We start from the raw sequence: 22,583 nt of genomic DNA on the forward strand, positions 1-22,583 counted from the left end.
GAAAAGTTTCCGCGAGCGGCTCCGGCCCCACCGGCACCGTCCGCGTCACCGCCCCACTCAAGATACCCACAGTTCTCGATCCCACATGAGCTTCTACCCGCACTACCGCCCGCGCCGCATGCGCCGCGACGACTTTTCGCGCCGTCTGATGCGCGAGAACATTCTCACCACCAATGACCTGATCTATCCCGTCTTCGTGGTAGACGGCACCAACGTGCGACAGGCCGTGGCGTCGATGCCCGGCGTGGAGCGCGTCTCCGTCGATCTGCTGATGAAGGTCGCCGAGCAGTGCGTCGAGCTGGGTGTGCCCGTGCTGTCGCTATTTCCGGCGATCGAGCCGTCGCTGAAAACGCCCGATGGCCGTGAGGCGACCAACCCGGCGGGCCTGATCCCTCGCGCCGTGCGCGAACTCAAGAAGCATTTCCCAGAACTGGGGGTGCTGACCGACGTCGCGCTCGACCCCTACACCAGCCACGGGCAGGACGGCGTGCTCGACGAGGCGGGCTACGTCCTCAACGACGAAACCGTCGAGATTCTGATCGAACAGGCGCGCGCGCAGGCTGAGGCGGGCGTCGACATCGTCGCGCCTTCGGACATGATGGACGGCCGCATTGGTGCCATCCGCGAAATGCTGGAAAGCGAGGACCACGTGCATACGCGCATCATGGCGTATGCGGCCAAGTTCGCATCCGCGTTCTACGGGCCGTTCCGCGACGCCGTGGGCTCCGCGACGAACCTCGGCAAGAGCAACAAGATGACGTACCAGATGGACCCGGCGAATTCCAACGAAGCGCTGCGCGAAGTAGAGGCCGACATCAACGAAGGCGCGGATATGGTGATGGTCAAACCAGGCATGCCGTACCTGGACATCGTGCGCCGTGTGAAGGACGAGTTCCGCTTTCCGACTTACGTCTACCAGGTGAGCGGCGAGTACGCGATGCTGAAGGCGGCAGCGCAGAACGGCTGGCTCGATCACGACAAGGCGATGATGGAATCACTGCTTGCGTTCAAGCGTGCCGGCGCGGACGGCGTTTTGACCTATTTTGCGCTGGATGCGGCGAGGATTTTGCGGTCGCAGAAGTGATGTGGCTTTAGGGCTGGTGGGTGCGGTTGCCGCGCCTGCCGCGGCTCCCGCGTCTGGCGCATTGGATTGCATTGATTGATGCGCGTGGGCGGTGCGCTGCCGAGGGCTTGGCGGATTGGCCCGGAAGAGAGGGAGGCGGACCTTGTGGTCGCGCCTCCTTTTTTGTGCTTGGTCGGGGAAGTGGAGGTAGGGAGCGCAAGCGGGTGGCAGGCGTGACGCTGTTGGGTGGCCTGCTGAAGTGGTGGGCTGTCTGCGGCGTACTGGGTGCTGCTGCTGCCTGCTTTCGGGCTTTCGGGCTGCCGTGCTCGTGCGCTGATGCGCCGCCGGGCGCAAAGCCAGCGCGACGTCCAGTCAGGTCGCGGAGACGCTCGCCCGCTCGAGCGAGCGCAGGAATTTGTCAGCTGATTCGTACCCCACCACTCGAAGAACTTCTTTGCCCCCGCGGTCAAAGAAAATGATCCCGGGCGGTCCGAAAAGGCCGAAACGCTTCAACAGTGCCTGATCATCAGGGTTGTTGGCGGTCACGTCGGCGCGCATTAAATTCATCTGCTTTAACTTCGCCTGGACGCGCGGGTCGCTGAAGGTGAATTTCTCCATCTCCTTGCAGCTTACGCACCAGTCCGCGTAGAAGTCGAGCATGGAGGGCCGTGGCGCCGCTTTGACGGCCTGATCGAGTTCAGCTGTCGAGCGCACCCGCTGAAACGCGAGATCCACCTGCGAGGCCGTCTGGGGCGACCCAGACTGAAGCCCGGCGCTCCCTGGCGGAACGCGCGCCGCCAGTACGGCCAGCGGTCGCAACGGGTCCGAGGAACCCGCTGCAAGCCCGACGAGGAGTACCGCTGCCCAAACGGTGAGGGCGGCGCCCAATCCGCGCCCGAGCCGCCGCCAGATCGACGCCTGCGGGAGAGGCGCCGCAAAAAATCCCAACGATGCTGCCGCGATCAACAACCAGAGCGAGCTCAACAGCATGGTAGCCGCCGCGCCGAGCACCGGCCAGACGATCCAGAGCGCCGCGGCAAGCAGCACTACGCCGAACAGTACCTTGACGCCGTCCATCCATGCGCCGGCGCGCGGCAGCAAGGTGCCGGCGCCCAGGCCGACGATCAGAAGCGGCACGCCGAGCCCGAGGCCCATCGCGAACAATGCCGCGCCCCCCAGCACCGCGTTCCCCGTATGCGCGATGAACGCGAGCACCGCAAAAAGCGGCGCAGTCATGCAGGCGCCGACCACTAAGGCGGACAGCGCGCCCATGACGGCCACGGCTGCGAACTTGCCGCCAGAGTGGCCCGCCGACGCCTGCGACACGCCATCCTGCCAGCGCTGCGGCAACGCAATATCGAAGCCGGCAATCAGCGTCAGTGCGAAAACAGTCAGCAGAATGCCGAACGTGCCCAACACCCACGGGTTCTGCAACCACGCGCCGAGACTTTGCCCCACGAGTGCGGCGGCAATGCCGAGAGCGGTGTAGACAAGCGCCATCCCGACGACATAGGCCAGCGAAAGTGCGAAACCGCGCCGACGTGTGACCCGCGCGCCTTCACCGATGATGATGGCTGAAAGAATCGGAATCATTGGGTACGAGCATGGCAACAGGCTCAGCACCATGCCTGCGACGAAGTAGAGTCCGACGATCGCGAGGAAGCCGCCGCCTTGCAGCAGCGACTGCGCATAGTCGGCGCTGGTGGCACGCTCATACCAGGGGGCGTCGCCCGCCGTGGACCGCGGTGCGGCGCCAGTACCAGCCGGCAGCAATGCCGCACCGCTCACATGGTAGACGCGCTCCATCGGTGGATAACAGATGCCGGCGTCCGCACAGCCTTGCGACGTAACAGCGAGGTCGAATCCCCCAGCCGCCTGCTTCACCGGAATCCGAATCGTCAGTTGATCGCGATACGTCTCGACGTCCTTGTTGAACGTCTGATCGAATTTGATGTGGCCCGCGGGCAATTGCGGCTCGCCGAGCGTCGCAGCGCCGTTGCGCGTCTTGAATGCGAAACGCTCGCGGTACATGTAGTAGCCGTCCGCGATCTTGTAGGTGACATCGACTTCGCCTGGCTTTTCGGTCGCGCTGAACTTGAAGGCGACCGCAGGGTCAAGGAAGTCGTCCGCAGCACGGGCAAGCGGTGTGAACTGCGCGAGAATCAGGCAGACGGACAGGAAGAATGCGACATGCAGCGCATGGCGCACACGTCGACTGAGGCAGTTAAACATGGAGCGGGCGTTGAGTTTCTGCAATGATCCACTGGCCATACGGGGCCGACGCGTCGGCTTGCCACGAGAGAATTTCAGGGGTGTCGTAGGGATGATGCGCCTGTAGGTACTGCTCGAGCTCGCGCGCCCGCGCGGGGCTGGTCTTGAACAGTAACTGAATTTCCTGCGCCGTTTCGATCTGACCTTGCCAGTGGTAGCTCGACTGCACGGCACCGAGCTGCGTGACACATGCGCACAGGCGCGCGGCGAGCGCATCCGCGGCCAGTTTCTGTGCGACGACCGCGCCGGGCACAGTCGTCAGAAGTAGAGTCACGTTCACGCTCACAGCAGGCTCCGGCAATACACAGTCGTATCGCACTATCGTATCACCTGCTCCGCGAGCGCCGCTCCTAGCGCGGACGCGCGCATGTGGCATTTCGCCGCCCAGCCTGCGCATGCCTGACTGCATCGCCGCTTGCTGGGCCAGAAACAAAAAAGCCAGGCTATGAGCCTGGCTTTCATGAACACTAAGCGCCGCAAGCTTATTCAGCTTCTTGCACTTCAACTTCTTCAACTTCCGGACGGTCGAGCAGTTCGACGAGCGCCATCGGCGCGTTGTCGCCAACTCGGAAGCCGAACTTCAGCACGCGCAGGTAGCCACCCGGACGGGTAGCGTAACGCGGGCCGAGCACTTCGAACAGCTTCGTGACCGAGTCACGATCGCGCAGGCGGTTGAAAGCCAGACGACGATTTGCCAGCGACGGCTTCTTGCCGAGCGTGATCAGCGGCTCGACAACCTTGCGGAGTTCTTTCGCCTTGGGCAGCGTGGTCTTGATGACTTCGTGCTCAATCAGCGAGTTAGACATGTTACGGAGCATTGCCAGACGGTGGCTGCTCGTGCGGTTCAGTTTCCGCAGACCATGACGGTGACGCATGTTAATTCCTTCGATTCAAAGTTTTGGTCCAGCTCTTCTATCGCACTTCTTCCACCCGAGGTTTTACCTGGACGGAGCGAGCGCACGGGCCGGTAGTGAAAAAAGACAAGACGCGGATTTTAAAGGAAAATCCGCGTCTTTGCCAGTGCAGCGGCGAGTCCCGCCACGGCTGACTGCTGGCTTACTTGTCCAGCCCTGCGGGCGGCCAGTTCTCCAGCTTCATGCCAAGCGTCAGACCACGCGACGCCAGTACTTCCTTGATTTCGTTCAGCGACTTGCGGCCGAGGTTCGGCGTCTTGAGCAGTTCGTTTTCGGTACGCTGGATCAGATCGCCGATGTAGTAGATGTTCTCGGCCTTCAGGCAGTTCGCGGAACGAACCGTCAGTTCGAGGTCATCGACCGGACGCAGCAGGATCGGATCGATCTGCGGCGCGCGCGACGGTGCTTCAGCCGTCGCTTCGGTGCCTTCCAGTGCAGCGAACACCGACAGTTGGTCCACCAGAATTCGAGCCGATTGACGGATCGCTTCTTCAGGCGAAATCACACCGTTGGTTTCAATGTTCATCACGAGCTTGTCGAGGTCGGTACGCTGTTCGACACGCGCGCTTTCCACAGCGTAGCTCACGCGGCGAACCGGCGAGAACGACGCGTCCAGCACGATACGGCCGATGATCTTGGCCGATTCCTCGCCGTAACGACGCACGTTGCCCGGCACGTAGCCGCGGCCCTTTTCAACCTTGATCTGAACGTCGAGCTTGCCGCCTTTCGACAGATGCGCGATCACGTGATCAGGGTTGATCACTTCACAATCGTGCGCCAGTTCAATATCGCCGGCGGTAACCACGCCTTCGCCTTCCTTGCGCAGCGTAACCGTCACTTCGTCACGGTTATGCAGCTTGAACACCACGCCCTTCAGGTTCAACAACAGGTTGACCACATCCTCTTGCACACCGTCGAGCGTCGAATACTCATGTACGACGCCTGCGATCGTCACTTCGGTCGGCGCATAGCCGATCATGGACGACAGCAGCACGCGCCGGAGCGCGTTACCCAAGGTGTGGCCGTAACCGCGTTCAAACGGTTCCATGACCACTTTCGCGTGGCTTTCGCCCAGCGATTCAACTGCGATGATCTTGGGCTTCAACAAACTGGTTTGCATAGGTTTTCCTTTCCAATACCCTCGGCTCGTTACACCGATAAGGCTGACCGGTAACAACCTGAAAATAAACAGCCGAGACGCCCCCTTGCGCAACGCAACGGGGTGCCCCGGCCGTTGATCCGATTACCGCGAATACAATTCGACGATCAGGCTTTCGTTGATATCGCCAGCGATGTCGCTGCGCTCCGGCTTCTGCTTGAACGTGCCTTCGAACTTCTTCGAATCGACCGAAACCCAGCTCGGCATGCCGCCTTGCTCAGCCAGCGACAGCGCTTCGAGAATACGCGCCTGCTTCTTCGACTGTTCGCGCACTGCGACAACGTCGCCTGCCTTCACTTGCATCGACGGAATGTTCGAGACGACGCCGTTCACCATGATCGCCTTGTGGCTCACGAGCTGACGCGCTTCAGCGCGCGTCGAACCGAAGCCCATGCGATACACGACGTTGTCCAGACGCGACTCGAGCAGTTGCAGCAGGTTTTCACCCGTGTTGCCCTTCAGGCGGTCGGCTTCAGCGAAGTAACGGCGGAATTGACGCTCCAGCACACCGTAGATGCGCTTCACTTTTTGCTTTTCACGCAACTGCGTGCCGTAGTCGGACGTACGTGCACCCGAAGTGCGGCCATGCTGGCCAGGCTTGCTGTCAAGCTTGCACTTGTCAGCGAGCGAACGACGGGCGCTCTTCAGGAAGAGGTCAGTGCCTTCACGGCGGGACAGCTTGGCCTTAGGGCCGATATAACGTGCCACGTTGATTCCTTCGTTGATTAGTCACGCGACTGCGGGCAATCGCGCTAGTCCGAGCCCTTTGGGTCGAACGGTGGGCTTAGTCAGTTCAATAGCGCAAGCAGCCTGTTTCGCCGGGTACTTGATCCGGCGGCAACAGGCGCTAGCGAAAACAGCGTCTTAGATGCGACGACGCTTCGGCGGACGGCAGCCGTTGTGCGGGACCGGGGTCACGTCGGAGATCGCGGTGATCTTGATGCCAAGACCATGCAACGCGCGCACCGCCGACTCACGGCCAGGACCGGGGCCCTTGATCCGCACTTCGAGGTTCTTCACGCCGTATTCCATCGCCACGCGACCAGCCGATTCGGCGGCCACCTGAGCTGCAAACGGCGTCGACTTACGCGAGCCCTTGAAGCCCTGACCACCCGACGTTGCCCAAGCAAGTGCATTGCCTTGACGATCGGTGATCGTGATGATGGTGTTGTTGAACGACGCGTGAACGTGAACCACGCCCTCGGCGACGTTCTTCTTGACCTTCTTGCGAACGCGTTGCGCCGCGGAGTTGTTCGAAGCCTTAGCCATTACGTTTTCCTGTAACTGTCAGTTCCGCTTACTTCTTCAGCGATTGCGCTGCACGACGCGGACCCTTGCGCGTACGGGCATTCGTACGCGTGCGTTGGCCGCGCAGGGGCAAGCCCTTACGATGCCGCACACCACGGTAGCAGCCGAGGTCCATCAGGCGCTTGATGTTCATCGTCGTTTCACGGCGCAGATCGCCTTCAACGATGAACTTGCCGACTTCTTCACGCAGCTTTTCGAGGTCTGCGTCGTTCAGGTCTTTGACCTTCTTCGAAAATGCCACACCAGCAGCGACGCAAATGTCGCGCGAGCGCGTGCGGCCGATACCGTAAATAGCCGTCAGGCCGATTTCAGTATGCTGGTGATTCGGGATGTTAACCCCTGCGATACGAGCCATTGTTTTTCCTCAAACAAAAAGCGCAAGCAAAAGCGCGGCGTTCAGCCTTGACGCTGTTTGTGGCGCGGATCAGAGCTGCAAATCACGCGCACAACGCCTTTGCGCTTGATGATCTTGCAATTGCGGCAAATGCGCTTAACCGATGCCATCACTTTCATGATATTACCCTTTTTTCAAATCACTTCGCCCGGAACACGATCCGCGCACGCGACAGATCGTAAGGCGTCAATTCAACCGTCACCTTGTCGCCCGGCAGGATTCGGATGTAATGCATCCGCATCTTGCCGGATATGTGTCCCAATACGACATGGCCGTTTTCCAGCTTCACCCTGAAGGTAGCGTTAGGCAGGTTTTCGATGACTTCACCCTGCATCTGGATAACATCGTCTTTGGCCATAAGTCCTTTCAACGCATCGGGACGCCGCCGCCTTTGAAATTAGCTTTCTTCAGCAGCGATTCATACTGTTGCGACATAACGTACGACTGCACCTGCGCCATGAAGTCCATTGTGACGACGACAATGATCAGCAGCGACGTTCCACCAAAATAAAACGGCACGTTCCAGCGCAGCACCAGAAACTCGGGCAGCAGGCAAACAAACACGATGTAGATCGCACCGGCCAGCGTCAGACGCGTGAGGATGCGGTCGATATATCGTGCCGTTTGATCGCCCGGGCGGATGCCAGGAACGAAAGCGCCACTCTTTTTCAGGTTGTCGGCCGTCTCTCTGCTGTTGAACACCAAAGCGGTGTAGAAAAAACAGAAGAAAACGATCGCCAACGCGTACAGCAACACGTACACGGGCTGACCGGGCTTGAGGGCTTCGGCCACATTGTGCAGCGTGTCTGCGAACCAGCTGGTGCGCGACCCCGAACTGAACCAGTTCAGGATGGTTGCCGGGAAGAGAATGATCGACGACGCAAAGATCGGCGGAATCACGCCCGACATGTTCAACTTCAGCGGCAGGTGCGAAGACTGACCGCCGTAAATCTTGTTACCGACTTGCCGCTTGGCGTAGTTCACAAGAATCTTGCGCTGGCCGCGTTCGATGAACACCACCAGATACGTCACAGCAGCAATCAGCGCGACGACTATGATCGCCGAGATGATGCTCATCGAGCCGGTTCGCACCAGTTCGAAAAGACCACCGATCGCGTTCGGGAAACCCGCTGCAATACCGCCGAAAATGATGATCGAGATACCGTTGCCAAGCCCGCGCTCCGTGATCTGCTCACCCAGCCACATCAGGAACATCGTGCCGGTCACCAGCGTCACGACCGTCGTCAACCGAAACACCATTCCCGGATCGATCACCAGAGCCGGCTGATTCTCCAAGGCCACGGCGATGCCGAATGCCTGGAACGTCGCCAGCAGGACCGTGAAGATCCGCGTGTACTGCGTGATCTTGCGCTGACCTGCCTGCCCTTCCTTCTTCAGCGCTTCGAGCTGCGGCGAAACAATTGCCAGCAGCTGCATGATGATCGATGCCGAAATGTAAGGCATGATCCCAAGCGCGAAGATCGTGAACCGCGAAAGCGCGCCACCCGAGAACATGTTGAACATGCCAAGGATGCCGCCCGACTGGCTTTGGAACAACTTCGCCAGCTGGTCCGGGTCGATACCCGGCACCGGAATGTGCGCGCCGATACGGTAGACGATCAGCGCCAGCAGCAAAAACACTGCTCGCCGACGCAGATCGCCGAACTTCGCCGCGCTGCGACCGGGTTTTGCGAGACTCGGGCTGTTAGCCAAGTACCTTCTCCGATGCAAATGCTAGTGACGGCAAATAACTTGCACGTTACTCGGCAAAAGAGCCGCCGGCTGCTTCAATCGCAGCACGCGCACCCTTCGTCGCACCCAGACCCTTCACAACGATCTTGCGCTTCAGCTCGCCCGTCGCGATGATCTTGGCGCTCTTGATCAGCTCGCCGACCAGACCGGCTTGCTTCAGAGCCAGCAGATCGACTTCGTCGACCGGCAGCTTTTCCAGATCCGAGAGACGCACTTCACCAACGAATTCCTTCGTCAGCGAGGTGAAGCCACGCTTGGGCAGGCGACGTTGCAGCGGCATTTGACCGCCTTCAAAGCCAACCTTGTGAAAGCCGCCCGAACGCGACTTCTGACCCTTGTGACCACGGCCAGCGGTCTTGCCGAGGCCGGAGCCGATACCGCGACCAACGCGACGCTTTGCGTGCTTCGCGCCTTCAGCCGGCTTCAGGTTATTCAATTCCATTATCAACTCCTTGAGTCCTGGTCAGCCGCTTAGCTGATGACCTTAACGAGGTACGAAACCTTGTTGATCATGCCGCGCACGGCCGGCGTGTCCTGCAACTCGCTAACCGAGTTGAGTCGGCGCAGGCCCAAGCCACGCACCGTTGCACGATGCGTATCACGGGTGCCGATCAGGCTCTTGACGAGCTGGACCTTGACAGTTTTTTCAGACATGGTGTCCACCTTAGCCCAGAATATCTTCGACGGACTTGCCGCGCTTCGCCGCGATATCGCCCGGGGTGGACTGCTTGCGCAGACCGTCGAGCGTTGCACGAACGAGGTTGTACGGGTTCGTCGAACCGTGGCTCTTGGCCACAACGTTCTGCACGCCCATCACGTCGAACACTGCGCGCATCGGACCACCAGCGATCACACCGGTACCGTCCTTCGCCGGAGCGAGGAGAACCATCGATGCGCCGTGCTTGCCGTGCACTTCGTGTTGCAGGGTACCGTTCTTCAGCGGCACCTTGAACATGTTGCGGCGAGCCTGTTCCATCGCCTTCTGGACAGCGACCGGCACTTCCTTCGCCTTGCCCTTGCCCATACCGACGCGGCCATCACCGTCGCCAACCACGGTCAGCGCGGCGAAGCCGAGAATACGGCCACCCTTCACGACCTTGGTCACGCGGTTGACCGAAATCATCTTTTCGCGCAGGCCGTCGTCGCGTTCGTCAGCCTGAACTTTCGCTTGCATCTTTGCCATGACGAATTCTTCCCTTAGAACTTGAGTCCGGCTTCGCGCGCCGCATCAGCCAGCGCTTTCACGCGGCCGTGGTAACGGAAACCCGAACGGTCGAAGGCGACGGATTCGATGCCGGCAGCCTTAGCCTTTTCTGCAATGCGCTTGCCGATCAGCGTAGCAGCGGCGACGTTGCCGCCCTTGCCAGTTTGGTCGGCGAGTTGCGCACGCACTTCGGCCTCGAGCGTCGAAGCGCTGGCGAGCACCTTGGTGCCGCACGGCGAGAACACTTGCGCATAGATGTGCGTGTTCGTGCGATGCACGGCGAGACGCGCGACCTGCAGCTCAGCGATCTTGATACGCGTCTGACGAGCGCGGCGCAGGCGAGATTGAGTCTTATCCATGATTGCGCACCCTTACTTCTTCTTCGTTTCTTTGAGGATCACGACCTCGTTGGCGTAGCGCACACCCTTGCCCTTATAGGGCTCCGGCGGGCGATAGCCGCGCACTTCTGCAGCGACCTGGCCAACTTTCTGCTTGTCGATCCCCTTGATCACGATTTCGGTTTGCGACGGGGTCTCAGCCTTCACGCCTTCCGGCATCTGGTGCACCACGGGGTGCGAGAAACCCAGCGACAGGTTCAGCTTGTCGCCTTGCGCCTGTGCACGATAACCAACGCCAACCAGCGTCAGCTTGCGCTCGAAACCCTTCGTCACGCCGTTCACCATGTTCGCAACCAGTGCGCGCATCGTGCCCGACATCGCATTCGCTTCGCGGCTTTCGTCAACCGGCTCGATCTTCAGAATGCCGTTTTCGTTCACCACTTTCACGAGGCGGTTTGCCGCCTGCGTAATCGTACCCAGCGGGCCCTTGACGGTGATGCGATCATCGCTCAGGGCCACTTCTGCGCCTTGCAGCGCGATCGGGCTCTTACCTACTCGAGACATGTTTCTCTCCTTTCGGCCTTAAGCGACGTAGCAGATGACTTCGCCGCCAACGCCCGTTGCGCGCGCCTTGCGGTCCGTCATCACGCCCTTCGGCGTCGACACGATTGCCACGCCGAGGCCATTCATGACCACGGGGATGTCGTTACGGCCGCGGTACACACGCAGACCAGGCTTCGAAACGCGTTCAATGCGCTCGATAACCGGACGGCCAGCGTAGTACTTCAACACGATGTTCAATTCAGACTTCGCACCTTCGGACTTCACTGCGAAATCGTCGATATAACCTTCGTCCTTCAGGACCTGCGCAATCGCAACCTTGACTTTCGACGAGGGCATAGTCACCGAGACTTTCTCAACCATCTGCGCGTTGCGGATGCGAGTCAGCATATCGGCGATAGGATCACTCATGCTCATTTATGTTTCTCCTATTACCAGCTCGCCTTGGTCAGGCCAGGGATCTCGCCGCGGAACGCGATTTCGCGAATCTTGTTACGCGCCAGCCCGAATTTACGGAACGTACCGCGCGGACGACCGGTAATTGCGCAACGATTGCGCTTACGGGTCGGGTTAGAGTTGCGCGGCAATTGTTGCAGTTCCAGACGTGCTGCGTAATGCTCTTCGTCCGACTTGCTCATATCGCTAATGATCGCCTTCAACTCTGCACGCTTGGGCGCGTACTTAGCAGCGAGGCGAGCACGCTTCTTTTCACGTTCGATCAGTGCCAGTTTAGCCACGGTAACCTCAGTTTCTGAACGGGAACTTGAAGCTGGCGAGCAGAGCCTTTGCTTCGTCGTCGGTCTTCGCAGTCGTCGTGATGCTGATGTTCAGCCCACGCAGTGCGTCGATCTTGTCGTAGTCGATTTCGGGGAAAATGATCTGCTCTTTCACACCGATGTTGTAGTTGCCGCGACCGTCGAACGCACGACCCGACACGCCGCGGAAGTCACGCACACGCGGGAGCGCGACCGTCACGAAACGGTCCAGGAATTCGTACATTGCCTGACCACGGAGCGTGACCATTGCACCGATCGGATAGCCCTGACGGATCTTGAAGCCAGCAATTGCCTTTCGTGCCTTCGTGATCACCGGCTTCTGGCCTGCGATCTTCGTCAGGTCGCCAACGGCGTTTTCGATGATCTTCTTGTCAGCAACCGCTTCGCCAAGGCCCATGTTCAGGGTGATCTTGGTGATGCGCGGCACTTCCATCACGGACTTGTACCCGAACTTCTCGATGAGGCCGGGCACAACCTTTTCTTTGTAAAACTCTTGCAGACGAGCCATTTTTTTACTCCGCAGCGTCAGGCGCTCAGCACGGCACCGGTCGTCTTAAGGAAACGGACTTTCTTGTCTCCTTCGACCTTGATGCCTACACGCGACGCCTTGCCATTCGCGTCGACCAATGCGACGTTCGAAATTTGCAGCGGCATCGTCCTGGCTTCCACGCCACCCGTCGTACCCTTCATCGGGTTCGGCTTGACGTGTTTCTTGACGAGGTTGATACCCTCGACAGTGACCTTGCCATCGCCAACGGACAGCACGACACCGCGCTTGCCTTTATCTTTGCCGGTGATGACGATAACTTCGTCACCTTTGCGAATCTTGTTCATCGCGACTCCTTACAGCACTTCAGGTGCCAACGAAACGATCTTCATGAATCGTTCGCTGCGCAACTCGCGCGTGACAGGCCCGAAAATACGGGTGCCAATAGGTTCGAGCTTGGCATTCAACAGCACTGCGGCATTGCCGTCGAACTTGATCAGCGAGCCGTCCTGACGGCGCACGCCCTTGGCGGTACGAACCACCACGGCGTTATAAATTTCGCCTTTCTTCACGCGCCCGCGCGGCGTTGCTTCTTTGACGGTCACCTTGATGATGTCGCCAATGCTGGCATAACGACGCTTCGAGCCGCCGAGCACCTTGATGCACATGACTTCACGCGCACCCGTGTTGTCGGCCACTTCAAGCCGAGTTTCGGTCTGGATCATGGTTTATCTTTCCCAACTTAATCCGGTCACACCACCATGGCGCACCCGGTCAGTCTTGGTCCCGTCAGCCAATCGGCTGCTTGGGTTAGAACAGCAGCGACGGCAAACGAAACCCGCCATCGCAATCCGGTGAATCCTTCGGGACAGGCTGGCGCCTGAACCGCTTCCCCCACCAACTTCGCCCGCGACGGGGCTCCCATAAAGAGGGAAGACCGAGATTATAACAAATAATCTCGGTCTTGCAAGCGAAATCTACTGCGATTTCAACTACTTCTACAGCTTCGCGGCGTCAGATGACGCGAGCAGCCTCGACCAGGCGAGCCACGACCCAAGCCTTCGTCTTCGAAATCGGACGAGTTTCCTGGATTTCAACGAGGTCGCCCTCGTTGTACGTGTTCGCGTCGTCGTGCGCGTGGTACTTCTTCGAGCGCACAACGTACTTGCCGTAAATCGGGTGCTTCACGCGGTGCTCGACCAGCACGGTGACCGTCTTGTCCATCTTGTTGCTGACGACCTTGCCGACCAGCGTCCGCTTGAGCGAGGTTTTTACGCTATCGTTCATTTCTGGTTCGCCTTCTCAGTCAGGACGGTCCGCACACGTGCGATGTCGCGACGAACCTTCTTCAGCTGGCTCGTGTTCGTGAGCTGCTGGGTCGCGAGTTGCATGCGCAGGCCGAATTGCGCCTTCAGCAGGTCCGACAGCTCCTTGTTGAGCGCGGCCTGATCTTTCTGGTGAAGTTCGGAAGCCTTCATCATTTGCTCCTTAGGCGCCAAGCTGACGCACGATGAAGGTCGTCTTCAGCGGCAGCTTCGCTGCGGCCAGACGGAACGCTTCGCGTGCCAGCTCTTCGGTTACGCCGTCCATTTCGTACAGCATCTTGCCCGGTTGAATCTCTGCGACGTAGTACTCAGGGTTACCTTTACCGTTACCCATACGCACTTCCGCCGGCTTGTGCGAGATCGGCTTGTCCGGGAAGATGCGAATCCAGATGCGGCCACCACGCTTGATGTGACGCGTCATTGCACGACGTGCCGCTTCAATCTGGCGCGCGGTCAGGCGACCACGACCGATAGCCTTCAGGCCGAACTCACCGAACGACACCGCGTTACCGCGGGTTGCGACGCCGGTGTTACGACCTTTCTGCTCTTTGCGATACTTTCTGCGTTTCGGTTGCAGCATCGTTATTCTCCAGTCTTCCCGTCGCCGCCGGCACCGCCAGCACGACGAGGAGCGCCACGGCGTGCACCTGCCGGGCCACCACCTTCACCATCGCGACGCGGACGGCGATCGCCACCCGGACGTGCGTTGCGGCGCGGACGCTTTTCTTCGGCGACTTCTTCAACCACCGGTGCGTCGTTGCGGCCGAGCGTGTCGCCCTTGTAGACCCACACCTTCACGCCGATGATGCCGTACGTCGTCTTCGCTTCCGAAGTCGCGTAGTCGATATCAGCACGCAGCGTATGAAGCGGCACGCGACCTTCGCGATACCATTCCGTACGAGCGATTTCGATACCGTTCAGACGGCCAGCGCTCATGATCTTGATGCCTTGAGCACCCAGACGCATCGCGTTTTGCATCGCACGCTTCATCGCGCGGCGGAACATGATCCGGCGCTCGAGCTGTTGCGTGATCGAGTCAGCGATCAGCTGCGCATCCGTTTCCGGCTTGCGGATTTCTTCGATGTTGACGTGAACCGGAACGCCCATGCGCTTTTGCAGCTCGGACTTGAGCAGTTCAATGTCTTCACCCTTCTTGCCGATCACGACACCCGGACGTGAGCTGAAAATCGTGATACGCGCGTTCTTTGCAGGACGCTCGATCACCACGCGGCCGACGGACGCGTTCTTCAGCTTCTTCTTCAGGTATTCACGAACACCGATGTCTTCCTGCAACATCGCCGCGAAATTGTTGTTGTTCGCGTACCAACGCGACGCCCAATTGCGGCTGACGGCCAAACGGAAGCCAGTCGGATGAATTTTCTGTCCCATCGTATGACCCCTTAATTCCCGACCGTCACAGTGATGTGACAGGATTGCTTCTCGATGCGGTTACCGCGGCCCTTAGCGCGCGCGGTGAAACGCTTGAGCGACGCAGCCTTGTCGATGTAGATGCTCGTAATCTTGAGCTCATCGATATCGGCGCCTTCGTTGTGCTCCGCATTCGCGATCGCCGACAGCACGACCTTTTTCACGATTCCCGCAGCCTTCTTCGGCGAGAACGTCAGAACGTTCAGCGCCTTGTCGACCGGCAAACCGCGGATCTGGTCAGCCACAAGGCGCGTTTTCTGCGCCGAGATGCGGGCACCGCGATGAATTGCTTTCACTTCCATCTTGAGCCCCTTATTTCTTAGCCTTCTTGTCGGCTGCATGACCCTTGAACGTACGGGTCAGTGCGAACTCGCCAAGCTTGTGGCCGACCATGTTTTCCGAGATGTACACCGGAACGTGTTGACGGCCGTTGTGAACGGCGATCGTCAGACCGATGAAATCCGGGAGGATCGTCGAGCGACGCGACCAGGTTTTGATCGGCTTCTTATCCCGCGAAGCTGCTGCCGCCTCAACTTTCTTCAGCAAATGGGCGTCGCAGAACGGACCTTTTTTTACAGAACGTGCCATTGCCTACTCCTTAACGCTTGTGACGGCGCTGGACGATCATGCTCGTCGTGCGCTTGTTGCTGCGGGTGCGATAACCCTTAGCAGGCGTGCCCCACGGGCTCACCGGATCGCGACCTGCAGCCGTCTTGCCTTCACCACCACCGTGCGGGTGATCAACCGGGTTCATTGCAACGCCGCGCACCGTCGGGCGGATACCGCGCCAGCGGTTCGCGCCAGCCTTACCGATTTGACGGAGGCTATGCTCTTCGTTGCCAACTTCACCGATCGTCGCGCGGCACTCGACGTGGACGCGGCGGATTTCACCGGAGCGCAGGCGGACCTGTGCGTAGATGCCTTCACGAGCCAGCAGCATTGCCGACGTACCGGCCGAACGCGCCATTTGCGCGCCCTTGCCCGGCAACATTTCGATGCAGTGGATCGTCGTACCGACCGGAATATTGCGGATCGGCAGCGTGTTGCCTGCACGGATCGGCGCTTCGGAACCCGACATCAGTTGCTGACCGACGGTCACACCCTTCGGCGCAATGATGTAACGGCGCTCGCCGTCTGCGTACAGAACCAGCGCGATGTTCGCGCTACGGTTCGGATCGTATTCCAGACGCTCGACCTTCGCTGCGATGCCGTCCTTGTTGCGACGGAAATCGACGACGCGATAATGGTGCTTATGACCACCGCCCTTATGACGCGTGGTGATGTGGCCATTGTTGTTACGGCCGGCGGTCGAGGACTGCGAGTCGAGCAGCGGTGCGAACGGCTTGCCCTTGTACAGGTCCTTGTTGACCACCTTCACCATCGCACGGCGACCCGGCGAAGTCGGCTTAACTTTAACGATTGCCATGATTACTTGGCCTCCGCTTCAAAGTTGATTTCCTGGCCGGGCTTCAGGCAGACGTACGCCTTCTTCACGTCCTTGCGCTTGCCCATGAAGCGGCCAAAGCGCTTGGCTTTGCCCTTCGAGACCAGCACGTTGACGGAATTGACTTCCACCTTGAACAGCAGCTCGACTGCAGCTTTCACTTCCTGCTTCGTGGCATCGGGCGCGACTTCGAACACAACTTGTTCGTTCTTGTCGGCCACCAGCGTCGCCTTTTCGGAGATCACCGGCGCGAGCAGGACCTGCATCAAACGATGATCGTTTTTGCGAATCTCGCTCATGACAGCAACTCCTCGATCTGGGCGACCGCAGCCTTCGTGATCAGGACCTTCTTGAAGTAGATCAGCGACAGCGGGTCGGCGTAACGCGGCTCGACAACCGCCACGTGGGCGAGGTTGCGCGACGCGAGGTACAGGTTTTCGTCAACCGTGTCGGTAATCACCAGCACGGAGTCGAGACCCATCGCCTTGAATTTTTCGGCCAGCAGCTTGGTCTTCGGCGCTTCGAGCGTCAGCTCGTCGACCACCGAGATACGGCCTTCGCGAGCCAGCTGCGAGAAGATCGAGCAGAGACCTGCGCGATGCATCTTCTTGTTGACCTTGTGCGAAAAGTTTTCTTCCGGCGAATTCGGGAAGATCCGGCCACCGCCGCGCCACAGCGGGCTCGACGACATACCGGCACGGGCACGGCCCGTACCCTTCTGGCGCCACGGCTTCTTGGTCGTGTGCTTGACTTGCTCACGGTCCTTCTGCGCGCGGTTGCCGCTACGGGCATTCGCTTGATACGCCACCACGACCTGGTGAATCAGGGCTTCGTTGTAGTCACGGCCGAACACGACGTCCGACGCGCTAACGCCTGCACCTTCCTGACCATTGGCATTCAGGAGCTTAAGTTCCATTATTTCGCTCCTTTCACGGCACGCGTCTTCACGGCCGGCGTAACGAATACCTTGCCACCCTTCGCACCCGGAACGGCGCCCTTGACCAGCAACAGCTTGCGGTCAGCGTCGATACGAGCGATCTCGAGGTTTTGCACCGTTACCGTTTCGTCACCCATGTGACCGGTCATGCGCTTACCCGGGAAAACACGACCCGGATCCTGCGCCATGCCGATCGAGCCCGGCACGTTGTGCGAGCGCGAGTTACCGTGCGATGCACGGCCGGATGCGAAGTTGTAACGCTTGATGGTACCGGCGTAGCCCTTACCGATCGACACGCCTTGCACGTCGACCTTCTGGCCCACTTCGAACAGGTCAGGACCGACCACGGCGCCGTTCGACAACTCGGCAGCCTTAGCGGCGTCGATCTGGAATTCTTTGAGGATTTCACCGGCTTGAACACCGGCTTTGGCGAGATGACCGGCCAACGGCTTCGTCACGCGCGATGCACGGCGCGTACCGAATGCAACCTGCACGGCCGTGTAGCCGTCGGTTTCAACAGTCTTGATCTGCGTCACGCGGTTGTCGGACACGTCCAGCACGGTAACGGGAATCGAATCCCCTTCAGCCGTGAAGATACGGGTCATGCCAACCTTGCGACCTACGAGTCCAAGGCTCATCGTTTTCTCCATTCCCGACTGCGATTGGTCGGGGCTAATTTACAAAATGCCGGTGCCGTTTCGGGCGTGAAACCACGCTGCAGCACACCGACTTTTTTGCGCAAATGCGCGAAAAGCCTTGCATTATAGCGAGGCTTTTCGTTTTTCGCAAGCAATCAAAGACTTAGCGTCGCCCGCGCGGGCAGGCAACGCCCGAGAGCCTTACTGCAGCTTGATTTCGACGTCCACGCCAGCCGGCAGGTCCAGCTTCATCAGCGCGTCGACGGTCTTGTCCGTCGGATCGACGATGTCCATCAGGCGTTGGTGGGTGCGGATTTCGAGCTGATCGCGCGACGTCTTGTTGACGTGCGGCGAGCGCAGGATGTCGAAGCGTTGAATGCGGGTGGGCAGGGGCACCGGACCACGAACGATTGCGCCAGTCCGCTTCGCCGTGTCGACGATTTCAGCAGCCGACTGGTCGATCAGGCGATAGTCGAAAGCCTTCAGGCGAATACGGATTTTCTGGTTCTGCATGACAATTCCTTGAAAAGAGCGAGGCGGTATTGCGCCGCCAGGTAGTAAAAGAACGTAGAGCCGGGTGCCCGCCCGGGGCGGGCGCCCGGCTCCGGGCACCACTTACTGCAAGTTAATCCGCGATTTTACTCGAGAATCTTGGCAACGACACCTGCGCCGACGGTACGGCCGCCTTCACGGATAGCGAAGCGCAGACCTTCTTCCATCGCGATCGGGTTGATCAGCTTCACCGTGATCGACACGTTGTCGCCCGGCATGACCATTTCCTTGTCCTTCGGCAGCTCGATCGAGCCCGTCACGTCCGTCGTACGGAAGTAGAACTGCGGACGGTAGTTGTTGAAGAACGGCGTGTGGCGGCCGCCTTCGTCCTTGCTCAGCACGTACACTTCTGCCGTGAAGTGCGTGTGCGGGTTGATCGAACCCGGCTTGGCCAGCACCTGGCCACGCTCCACGTCTTCGCGCTTCGTGCCGCGCAGCAGGATACCCACGTTGTCGCCTGCCTGACCCTGGTCGAGCAGCTTGCGGAACATTTCCACGCCCGTGCAGGTCGTCTTCACCGTCGGCTTGATACCGACGATTTCGATTTCCTCGCCGACCTTGATGACGCCGCGCTCAACGCGACCCGTCACCACCGTGCCGCGACCCGAGATCGAGAACACGTCTTCCACCGGCATCAGGAACGTGCCGTCCACAGCGCGCTCCGGCGTCGGGATGTACGTGTCCAGCGCGTCGGCCAGGTTCATGATCGCCACTTCGCCCAGCTCGCCCTTGTCGCCTTCCAGCGCCAGCTTGGCCGAACCCTTGATGATCGGCGTGTCGTCGCCCGGGAAGTCGTACTTCGACAGAAGCTCGCGCACTTCCATCTCGACCAGCTCCAGCAGCTCGGCGTCGTCCACCATGTCGCACTTGTTCAGGAACACGATGATGTACGGCACACCGACCTGACGCGCCAGCAGGATGTGCTCACGCGTTTGCGGCATCGGGCCGTCAGCGGCCGAGCACACGAGGATCGCGCCGTCCATCTGTGCCGCGCCCGTGATCATGTTCTTCACATAGTCAGCGTGGCCCGGGCAGTCGACGTGTGCGTAGTGGCGGTTAGCCGTTTCGTACTCGACGTGCGCGGTGTTGATCGTGATGCCACGTGCCTTTTCTTCCGGCGCCGCGTCGATCTGGTCGTATGCCTTCGCTTCGCCGCCGAACTTCTGCGTCAGAACCGTCGTGATCGCTGCCGTCAGCGTGGTCTTGCCGTGGTCAACGTGACCGATCGTGCCGACGTTCACGTGCGGCTTGGTCCGTTCGAATTTACCTTTAGCCATGTTTCTCTTCTTTCAAAAAGTTAATCGTTAATGACTTGCCGCGCGATTACTTCGACTTGGCGTTGATGATCGCTTCCGACACGTTACGCGGTGCTTCGGCGTAGTGCTTGAACTCCATCGTGTACGTTGCACGACCTTGGGTCAGCGAGCGCAGCGACGTCGAGTAGCCGAACATTTCCGACAGCGGCACTTCGGCGCGAACGATCTTGCCGCCGCCAACCATGTCTTCCATGCCCTGGACGATACCGCGACGGCCCGACAGGTCGCCCATCACGTTGCCCATGTAGTCTTCCGGCGTTTCAACTTCCACAGCCATCATCGGTTCGAGGATGACCGGGTTTGCCTTGCGCATTGCTTCCTTGAACGCCATCGAACCAGCCATGCGGAACGCATTTTCGTTCGAGTCGACGTCGTGGTACGAACCGAAGGTCAGGTGAACCTTCACGTCAACGACCGGGAAGCCTGCCAGCACGCCTGCCTTCAGCGTTTCCTGGATACCCTTGTCGACTGCCGGAATGTATTCACGCGGAATCACGCCGCCCTTGATCTCGTCGAGGAACTCGTAACCCTTGCCCTGCTCGTTCGGCTCCAGCGTGATCACAGCGTGACCGTACTGACCGCGGCCGCCCGACTGCTTGACGAACTTGCCGTCGACATCAGCCGCCGTGCTGCGAATGGTTTCGCGGTAAGCCACTTGCGGCTTGCCGACGGTAGCTTCCACGCCGAACTCGCGCTTCATGCGGTCGACCAGAATTTCGAGGTGGAGCTCGCCCATGCCCGAAATAATGGTCTGGCCCGATTCTTCGTCCGTTTGCACGCGGAACGACGGGTCTTCCTGAGCCAGACGGTTCAGTGCCAGACCCATCTTTTCCTGGTCAGCCTTGGTCTTCGGCTCGACAGCCTGCGAAATCACCGGCTCCGGGAACACCATGCGCTCGAGCACGATCGGGTTTTGCGGATCGCACAGCGTGTCGCCCGTGGTTGCTTCCTTCAGGCCGACCGCGGCAGCGATGTCGCCCGCGCGCACTTCCTTGATTTCTTCACGCTGGTTCGCGTGCATCTGCAGAATACGGCCCAGACGTTCCTTCTTGTCCTTGGTCGCGTTCAGCACCGTGTCGCCCGAATTGACGACGCCCGAGTACACACGGAAGAAGATCAGCTGGCCGACGAACGGGTCGGTCATGATCTTGAATGCCAGTGCCGAGAACTTTTCGTCGTCGGCAGCGCGGCGCTCAGCCTTTTCACCGCTTTCCAGTTCACCCGTAACCGGCGGAATGTCGATCGGCGACGGCAGGAAGTCCAGAACCGCGTCCAGCATACGCTGCACGCCCTTGTTCTTGAACGCGGTGCCGCACAGCATCGGCTGGATTTCGCAAGCGATCGTACGGTCGCGCAGGCCCTTGATGATTTCCGCTTCAGAGAGCTCGCCCTCTTCCAGGTACTTGTTCATCAGCTCTTCGCTCGACTCGGCAGCCGCTTCGATCATCTTTTCGCGCCACTCGTTGCACGAATCGACCAGTTCAGCCGGGATGTCTTCGTACGAGAACTTGGTGCCCTGGGACGCGTCGTCCCAAATGATCGCCTTCATCTTCATCAGGTCGACGACGCCCGTGAAGTTTTCTTCTGCACCGATAGGCACAACGACCGGGACCGGGTTTGCCTTCAGACGCAGCTTGAGCTGGTCGTAAACCTTGAAGAAGTTCGCGCCGGTACGGTCCATCTTGTTGATGAACGCGAGACGGGGAACCTTGTACTTGTTAGCCTGACGCCACACGGTTTCCGACTGGGGCTGAACGCCGCCCACTGCGCAGTACACCATGCACGCGCCGTCGAGCACGCGCATCGAGCGCTCGACTTCAATCGTGAAGTCGACGTGGCCCGGGGTGTCGATGATGTTGATGCGGTGCTCGGCGCGGTCGCCAGCCATGCCTTTCCAGAACGCCGTCGTAGCAGCCGACGTAATCGTGATGCCGCGTTCCTGCTCCTGCTCCATCCAGTCCATGGTGGCGGCGCCGTCGTGAACTTCACCAATCTTGTGGTTCACGCCGGTGTAGAACAGGATGCGCTCGGTCGTCGTCGTCTTGCCGGCGTCGATGTGAGCGCTAATACCGATGTTACGGTAGCGCTCGATAGGTGTCTTGCGAGCCACTTTGATCCTCTATGGGGATGACGCGATGCGAGAAAATACCCATCGCGCTGTAACACAAACGGGCGAGGCGCCTGATAAGCGCACCCGCCCGGAATTTCTTTCCGTATTTGCCTGCTAACCCGGGGTCGGGAAGCTTAGAAACGGAAATGCGAGAACGCCTTGTTGGCTTCTGCCATCCGGTGAACTTCGTCGCGCTTCTTCATTGCGCCGCCACGGCCTTCGGCCGCTTCGGAGAGTTCACCTGCCAGACGCAGGGCCATCGACTTCTCGCTGCGCTTCTTCGCGGCTTCACGCAGCCAACGCATCGCCAATGCCATACGACGCGACGGGCGCACTTCGACCGGAACCTGATAGTTCGCACCACCAACGCGGCGGCTCTTGACTTCGACCACCGGCTTGACGTTGTTGAGCGCTACCGTGAACACTTCCAGCGGGTCCTTGCCACCCTTGGTCTGGATCTGTTCGAAAGCGCCGTACACGATGCGCTCAGCAACCGACTTCTTGCCGGAGAGCATCAGCACGTTCATGAACTTAGCTACATCAACGTTACCGAACTTCGGATCCGGCAACACTTCCCGCTTGGGGACTTCGCGACGACGCGGCATG

Annotated in this window: 35 protein-coding genes; 1 reads left to right on the forward strand and 34 read right to left on the reverse strand. The window is 59.7% G+C overall.

The genetic code is table 11. The annotated features are described in order from the left end of the window. Nucleotides 1-85 precede the first annotated feature (85 nt). Complete coding sequence (gene hemB, locus JNB89_RS19465; RefSeq protein ID WP_013340727.1) at nt 86-1,084, forward strand: porphobilinogen synthase; 999 nt, start codon at nt 86-88, stop codon at nt 1,082-1,084. 351 nt (nt 1,085-1,435) lie between these two features. On the opposite strand, the gene dsbD is transcribed toward hemB, so the two are convergent. The 34 genes from dsbD to rpsG all read right to left on the reverse strand — a co-directional run bounded on the left by dsbD (nt 1,436) and on the right by rpsG (nt 22,582). Then, nucleotides 1,436-3,295: a protein-disulfide reductase DsbD gene (gene dsbD, locus JNB89_RS19470; protein WP_220363325.1), complete on the reverse strand. Its 1,860-nt coding sequence runs from the start codon at nt 3,293-3,295 to the stop codon at nt 1,436-1,438. Then, nucleotides 3,288-3,620: a divalent-cation tolerance protein CutA gene (gene cutA / locus JNB89_RS19475; RefSeq protein ID WP_431026595.1), complete on the reverse strand. Its 333-nt coding sequence runs from the start codon at nt 3,618-3,620 to the stop codon at nt 3,288-3,290. The genes dsbD and cutA overlap by 8 nt, the downstream gene beginning before the upstream one ends. A 196-nt stretch (nt 3,621-3,816) precedes the next feature. After that, nucleotides 3,817-4,209 (reverse strand): 50S ribosomal protein L17, encoded by a 393-nt coding sequence (gene rplQ, locus JNB89_RS19480; protein WP_006052227.1) that lies wholly within the window; start codon nt 4,207-4,209, stop codon nt 3,817-3,819. Nucleotides 4,210-4,390: 181 nt separating this feature from the next. Further along, nucleotides 4,391-5,368, reverse strand: coding sequence for a DNA-directed RNA polymerase subunit alpha (locus tag JNB89_RS19485; RefSeq protein ID WP_006052226.1), 978 nt, complete (start codon nt 5,366-5,368; stop codon nt 4,391-4,393). Nucleotides 5,369-5,491: 123 nt separating this feature from the next. Continuing rightward, nucleotides 5,492-6,115, reverse strand: coding sequence for a 30S ribosomal protein S4 (gene rpsD / locus JNB89_RS19490; RefSeq protein WP_013340731.1), 624 nt, complete (start codon nt 6,113-6,115; stop codon nt 5,492-5,494). 156 nt (nt 6,116-6,271) lie between these two features. Further along, nucleotides 6,272-6,676, reverse strand: a complete 405-nt coding sequence (gene rpsK / locus JNB89_RS19495; RefSeq protein WP_006052224.1) for a 30S ribosomal protein S11 — start codon at nt 6,674-6,676, stop codon at nt 6,272-6,274. A gap of 28 nt (nt 6,677-6,704) precedes the next feature. Beyond that, a complete protein-coding gene (rpsM, locus tag JNB89_RS19500; protein ID WP_006052223.1) occupies nt 6,705-7,070 on the reverse strand; it encodes a 30S ribosomal protein S13 in 366 nt (121 codons plus the stop codon). Between the two features lie 41 nt (nt 7,071-7,111). Continuing rightward, a complete protein-coding gene (rpmJ, locus tag JNB89_RS19505; RefSeq protein WP_004199844.1) occupies nt 7,112-7,228 on the reverse strand; it encodes a 50S ribosomal protein L36 in 117 nt (38 codons plus the stop codon). 20 nt (nt 7,229-7,248) lie between these two features. Beyond that, the gene (infA, locus tag JNB89_RS19510) at nt 7,249-7,467 is read right to left on the reverse strand and encodes a translation initiation factor IF-1 (RefSeq protein WP_004521905.1); all 219 of its coding nucleotides are present in this window, start codon (nt 7,465-7,467) and stop codon (nt 7,249-7,251) included. An 8-nt stretch (nt 7,468-7,475) separates the two neighbouring features. After that, nucleotides 7,476-8,822 (reverse strand): preprotein translocase subunit SecY, encoded by a 1,347-nt coding sequence (gene secY, locus JNB89_RS19515; protein WP_013340732.1) that lies wholly within the window; start codon nt 8,820-8,822, stop codon nt 7,476-7,478. A gap of 46 nt (nt 8,823-8,868) precedes the next feature. Next, nucleotides 8,869-9,303 (reverse strand): 50S ribosomal protein L15, encoded by a 435-nt coding sequence (gene rplO / locus JNB89_RS19520; RefSeq protein WP_013340733.1) that lies wholly within the window; start codon nt 9,301-9,303, stop codon nt 8,869-8,871. A gap of 29 nt (nt 9,304-9,332) precedes the next feature. Continuing rightward, on the reverse strand, nt 9,333-9,515 hold the full coding sequence (rpmD, locus tag JNB89_RS19525) for a 50S ribosomal protein L30 (protein WP_013340734.1): 183 nt from the start codon (nt 9,513-9,515) through the stop codon (nt 9,333-9,335). Between the two features lie 10 nt (nt 9,516-9,525). Next, nucleotides 9,526-10,044, reverse strand: a complete 519-nt coding sequence (gene rpsE / locus JNB89_RS19530) for a 30S ribosomal protein S5 (RefSeq protein ID WP_006052219.1) — start codon at nt 10,042-10,044, stop codon at nt 9,526-9,528. 14 nt (nt 10,045-10,058) lie between these two features. After that, a complete protein-coding gene (gene rplR, locus JNB89_RS19535; RefSeq protein WP_006052218.1) occupies nt 10,059-10,424 on the reverse strand; it encodes a 50S ribosomal protein L18 in 366 nt (121 codons plus the stop codon). A 12-nt stretch (nt 10,425-10,436) separates the two neighbouring features. Then, entirely contained in the window at nt 10,437-10,967 is a 531-nt protein-coding gene (gene rplF / locus JNB89_RS19540) for a 50S ribosomal protein L6 (RefSeq protein ID WP_013340736.1), read from the reverse strand. An 18-nt stretch (nt 10,968-10,985) separates the two neighbouring features. After that, a complete protein-coding gene (rpsH, locus tag JNB89_RS19545) occupies nt 10,986-11,381 on the reverse strand; it encodes a 30S ribosomal protein S8 (protein WP_006052216.1) in 396 nt (131 codons plus the stop codon). A 14-nt stretch (nt 11,382-11,395) separates the two neighbouring features. Next, nucleotides 11,396-11,701: a 30S ribosomal protein S14 gene (rpsN, locus tag JNB89_RS19550; RefSeq protein ID WP_013340737.1), complete on the reverse strand. Its 306-nt coding sequence runs from the start codon at nt 11,699-11,701 to the stop codon at nt 11,396-11,398. A gap of 7 nt (nt 11,702-11,708) precedes the next feature. Beyond that, nucleotides 11,709-12,248: a 50S ribosomal protein L5 gene (rplE, locus tag JNB89_RS19555; protein WP_006052214.1), complete on the reverse strand. Its 540-nt coding sequence runs from the start codon at nt 12,246-12,248 to the stop codon at nt 11,709-11,711. 17 nt (nt 12,249-12,265) lie between these two features. Continuing rightward, nucleotides 12,266-12,574, reverse strand: a complete 309-nt coding sequence (rplX, locus tag JNB89_RS19560) for a 50S ribosomal protein L24 (protein ID WP_013340738.1) — start codon at nt 12,572-12,574, stop codon at nt 12,266-12,268. Nucleotides 12,575-12,583: 9 nt separating this feature from the next. Beyond that, on the reverse strand, nt 12,584-12,952 hold the full coding sequence (rplN, locus tag JNB89_RS19565; RefSeq protein WP_006052212.1) for a 50S ribosomal protein L14: 369 nt from the start codon (nt 12,950-12,952) through the stop codon (nt 12,584-12,586). 289 nt (nt 12,953-13,241) lie between these two features. Beyond that, nucleotides 13,242-13,514, reverse strand: a complete 273-nt coding sequence (rpsQ, locus tag JNB89_RS19570) for a 30S ribosomal protein S17 (RefSeq protein WP_007180129.1) — start codon at nt 13,512-13,514, stop codon at nt 13,242-13,244. After that, entirely contained in the window at nt 13,511-13,705 is a 195-nt protein-coding gene (gene rpmC, locus JNB89_RS19575) for a 50S ribosomal protein L29 (RefSeq protein WP_007180130.1), read from the reverse strand. The genes rpsQ and rpmC overlap by 4 nt, the downstream gene beginning before the upstream one ends. A 10-nt stretch (nt 13,706-13,715) precedes the next feature. Continuing rightward, on the reverse strand, nt 13,716-14,132 hold the full coding sequence (rplP, locus tag JNB89_RS19580) for a 50S ribosomal protein L16 (RefSeq protein WP_013340739.1): 417 nt from the start codon (nt 14,130-14,132) through the stop codon (nt 13,716-13,718). Between the two features lie 2 nt (nt 14,133-14,134). Continuing rightward, the gene (gene rpsC, locus JNB89_RS19585) at nt 14,135-14,941 is read right to left on the reverse strand and encodes a 30S ribosomal protein S3 (RefSeq protein WP_012434570.1); all 807 of its coding nucleotides are present in this window, start codon (nt 14,939-14,941) and stop codon (nt 14,135-14,137) included. A gap of 11 nt (nt 14,942-14,952) precedes the next feature. Continuing rightward, nucleotides 14,953-15,282, reverse strand: a complete 330-nt coding sequence (rplV, locus tag JNB89_RS19590; protein ID WP_011490054.1) for a 50S ribosomal protein L22 — start codon at nt 15,280-15,282, stop codon at nt 14,953-14,955. Nucleotides 15,283-15,292: 10 nt separating this feature from the next. After that, complete coding sequence (gene rpsS / locus JNB89_RS19595; RefSeq protein ID WP_004199273.1) at nt 15,293-15,568, reverse strand: 30S ribosomal protein S19; 276 nt, start codon at nt 15,566-15,568, stop codon at nt 15,293-15,295. Nucleotides 15,569-15,578: 10 nt separating this feature from the next. Beyond that, nucleotides 15,579-16,406, reverse strand: a complete 828-nt coding sequence (gene rplB / locus JNB89_RS19600; protein ID WP_013340740.1) for a 50S ribosomal protein L2 — start codon at nt 16,404-16,406, stop codon at nt 15,579-15,581. A 2-nt stretch (nt 16,407-16,408) separates the two neighbouring features. Continuing rightward, nucleotides 16,409-16,723 (reverse strand): 50S ribosomal protein L23, encoded by a 315-nt coding sequence (gene rplW / locus JNB89_RS19605; protein WP_007180135.1) that lies wholly within the window; start codon nt 16,721-16,723, stop codon nt 16,409-16,411. After that, entirely contained in the window at nt 16,720-17,340 is a 621-nt protein-coding gene (gene rplD / locus JNB89_RS19610; protein WP_008923346.1) for a 50S ribosomal protein L4, read from the reverse strand. The genes rplW and rplD overlap by 4 nt, the downstream gene beginning before the upstream one ends. Further along, complete coding sequence (rplC, locus tag JNB89_RS19615; RefSeq protein WP_013340741.1) at nt 17,340-17,999, reverse strand: 50S ribosomal protein L3; 660 nt, start codon at nt 17,997-17,999, stop codon at nt 17,340-17,342. Before rplC ends, rplD begins: the two co-directional genes overlap by 1 nt. Before the next feature lie 201 nt (nt 18,000-18,200). Next, on the reverse strand, nt 18,201-18,512 hold the full coding sequence (gene rpsJ / locus JNB89_RS19620; RefSeq protein ID WP_006998489.1) for a 30S ribosomal protein S10: 312 nt from the start codon (nt 18,510-18,512) through the stop codon (nt 18,201-18,203). A gap of 125 nt (nt 18,513-18,637) precedes the next feature. Further along, nucleotides 18,638-19,828, reverse strand: a complete 1,191-nt coding sequence (gene tuf / locus JNB89_RS19625) for an elongation factor Tu (RefSeq protein ID WP_013340742.1) — start codon at nt 19,826-19,828, stop codon at nt 18,638-18,640. A gap of 46 nt (nt 19,829-19,874) precedes the next feature. Further along, nucleotides 19,875-21,977 (reverse strand): elongation factor G, encoded by a 2,103-nt coding sequence (fusA, locus tag JNB89_RS19630; RefSeq protein WP_013340743.1) that lies wholly within the window; start codon nt 21,975-21,977, stop codon nt 19,875-19,877. A 134-nt stretch (nt 21,978-22,111) separates the two neighbouring features. Further along, nucleotides 22,112-22,582, reverse strand: a complete 471-nt coding sequence (gene rpsG / locus JNB89_RS19635; RefSeq protein WP_006053291.1) for a 30S ribosomal protein S7 — start codon at nt 22,580-22,582, stop codon at nt 22,112-22,114. Nucleotide 22,583: the final 1 nt, after the last annotated feature.

It is taken from the genome of Paraburkholderia phenoliruptrix (genome assembly GCF_019511605.1).
Lineage (GTDB): Bacteria > Pseudomonadota > Gammaproteobacteria > Burkholderiales > Burkholderiaceae > Paraburkholderia > Paraburkholderia phenoliruptrix_A.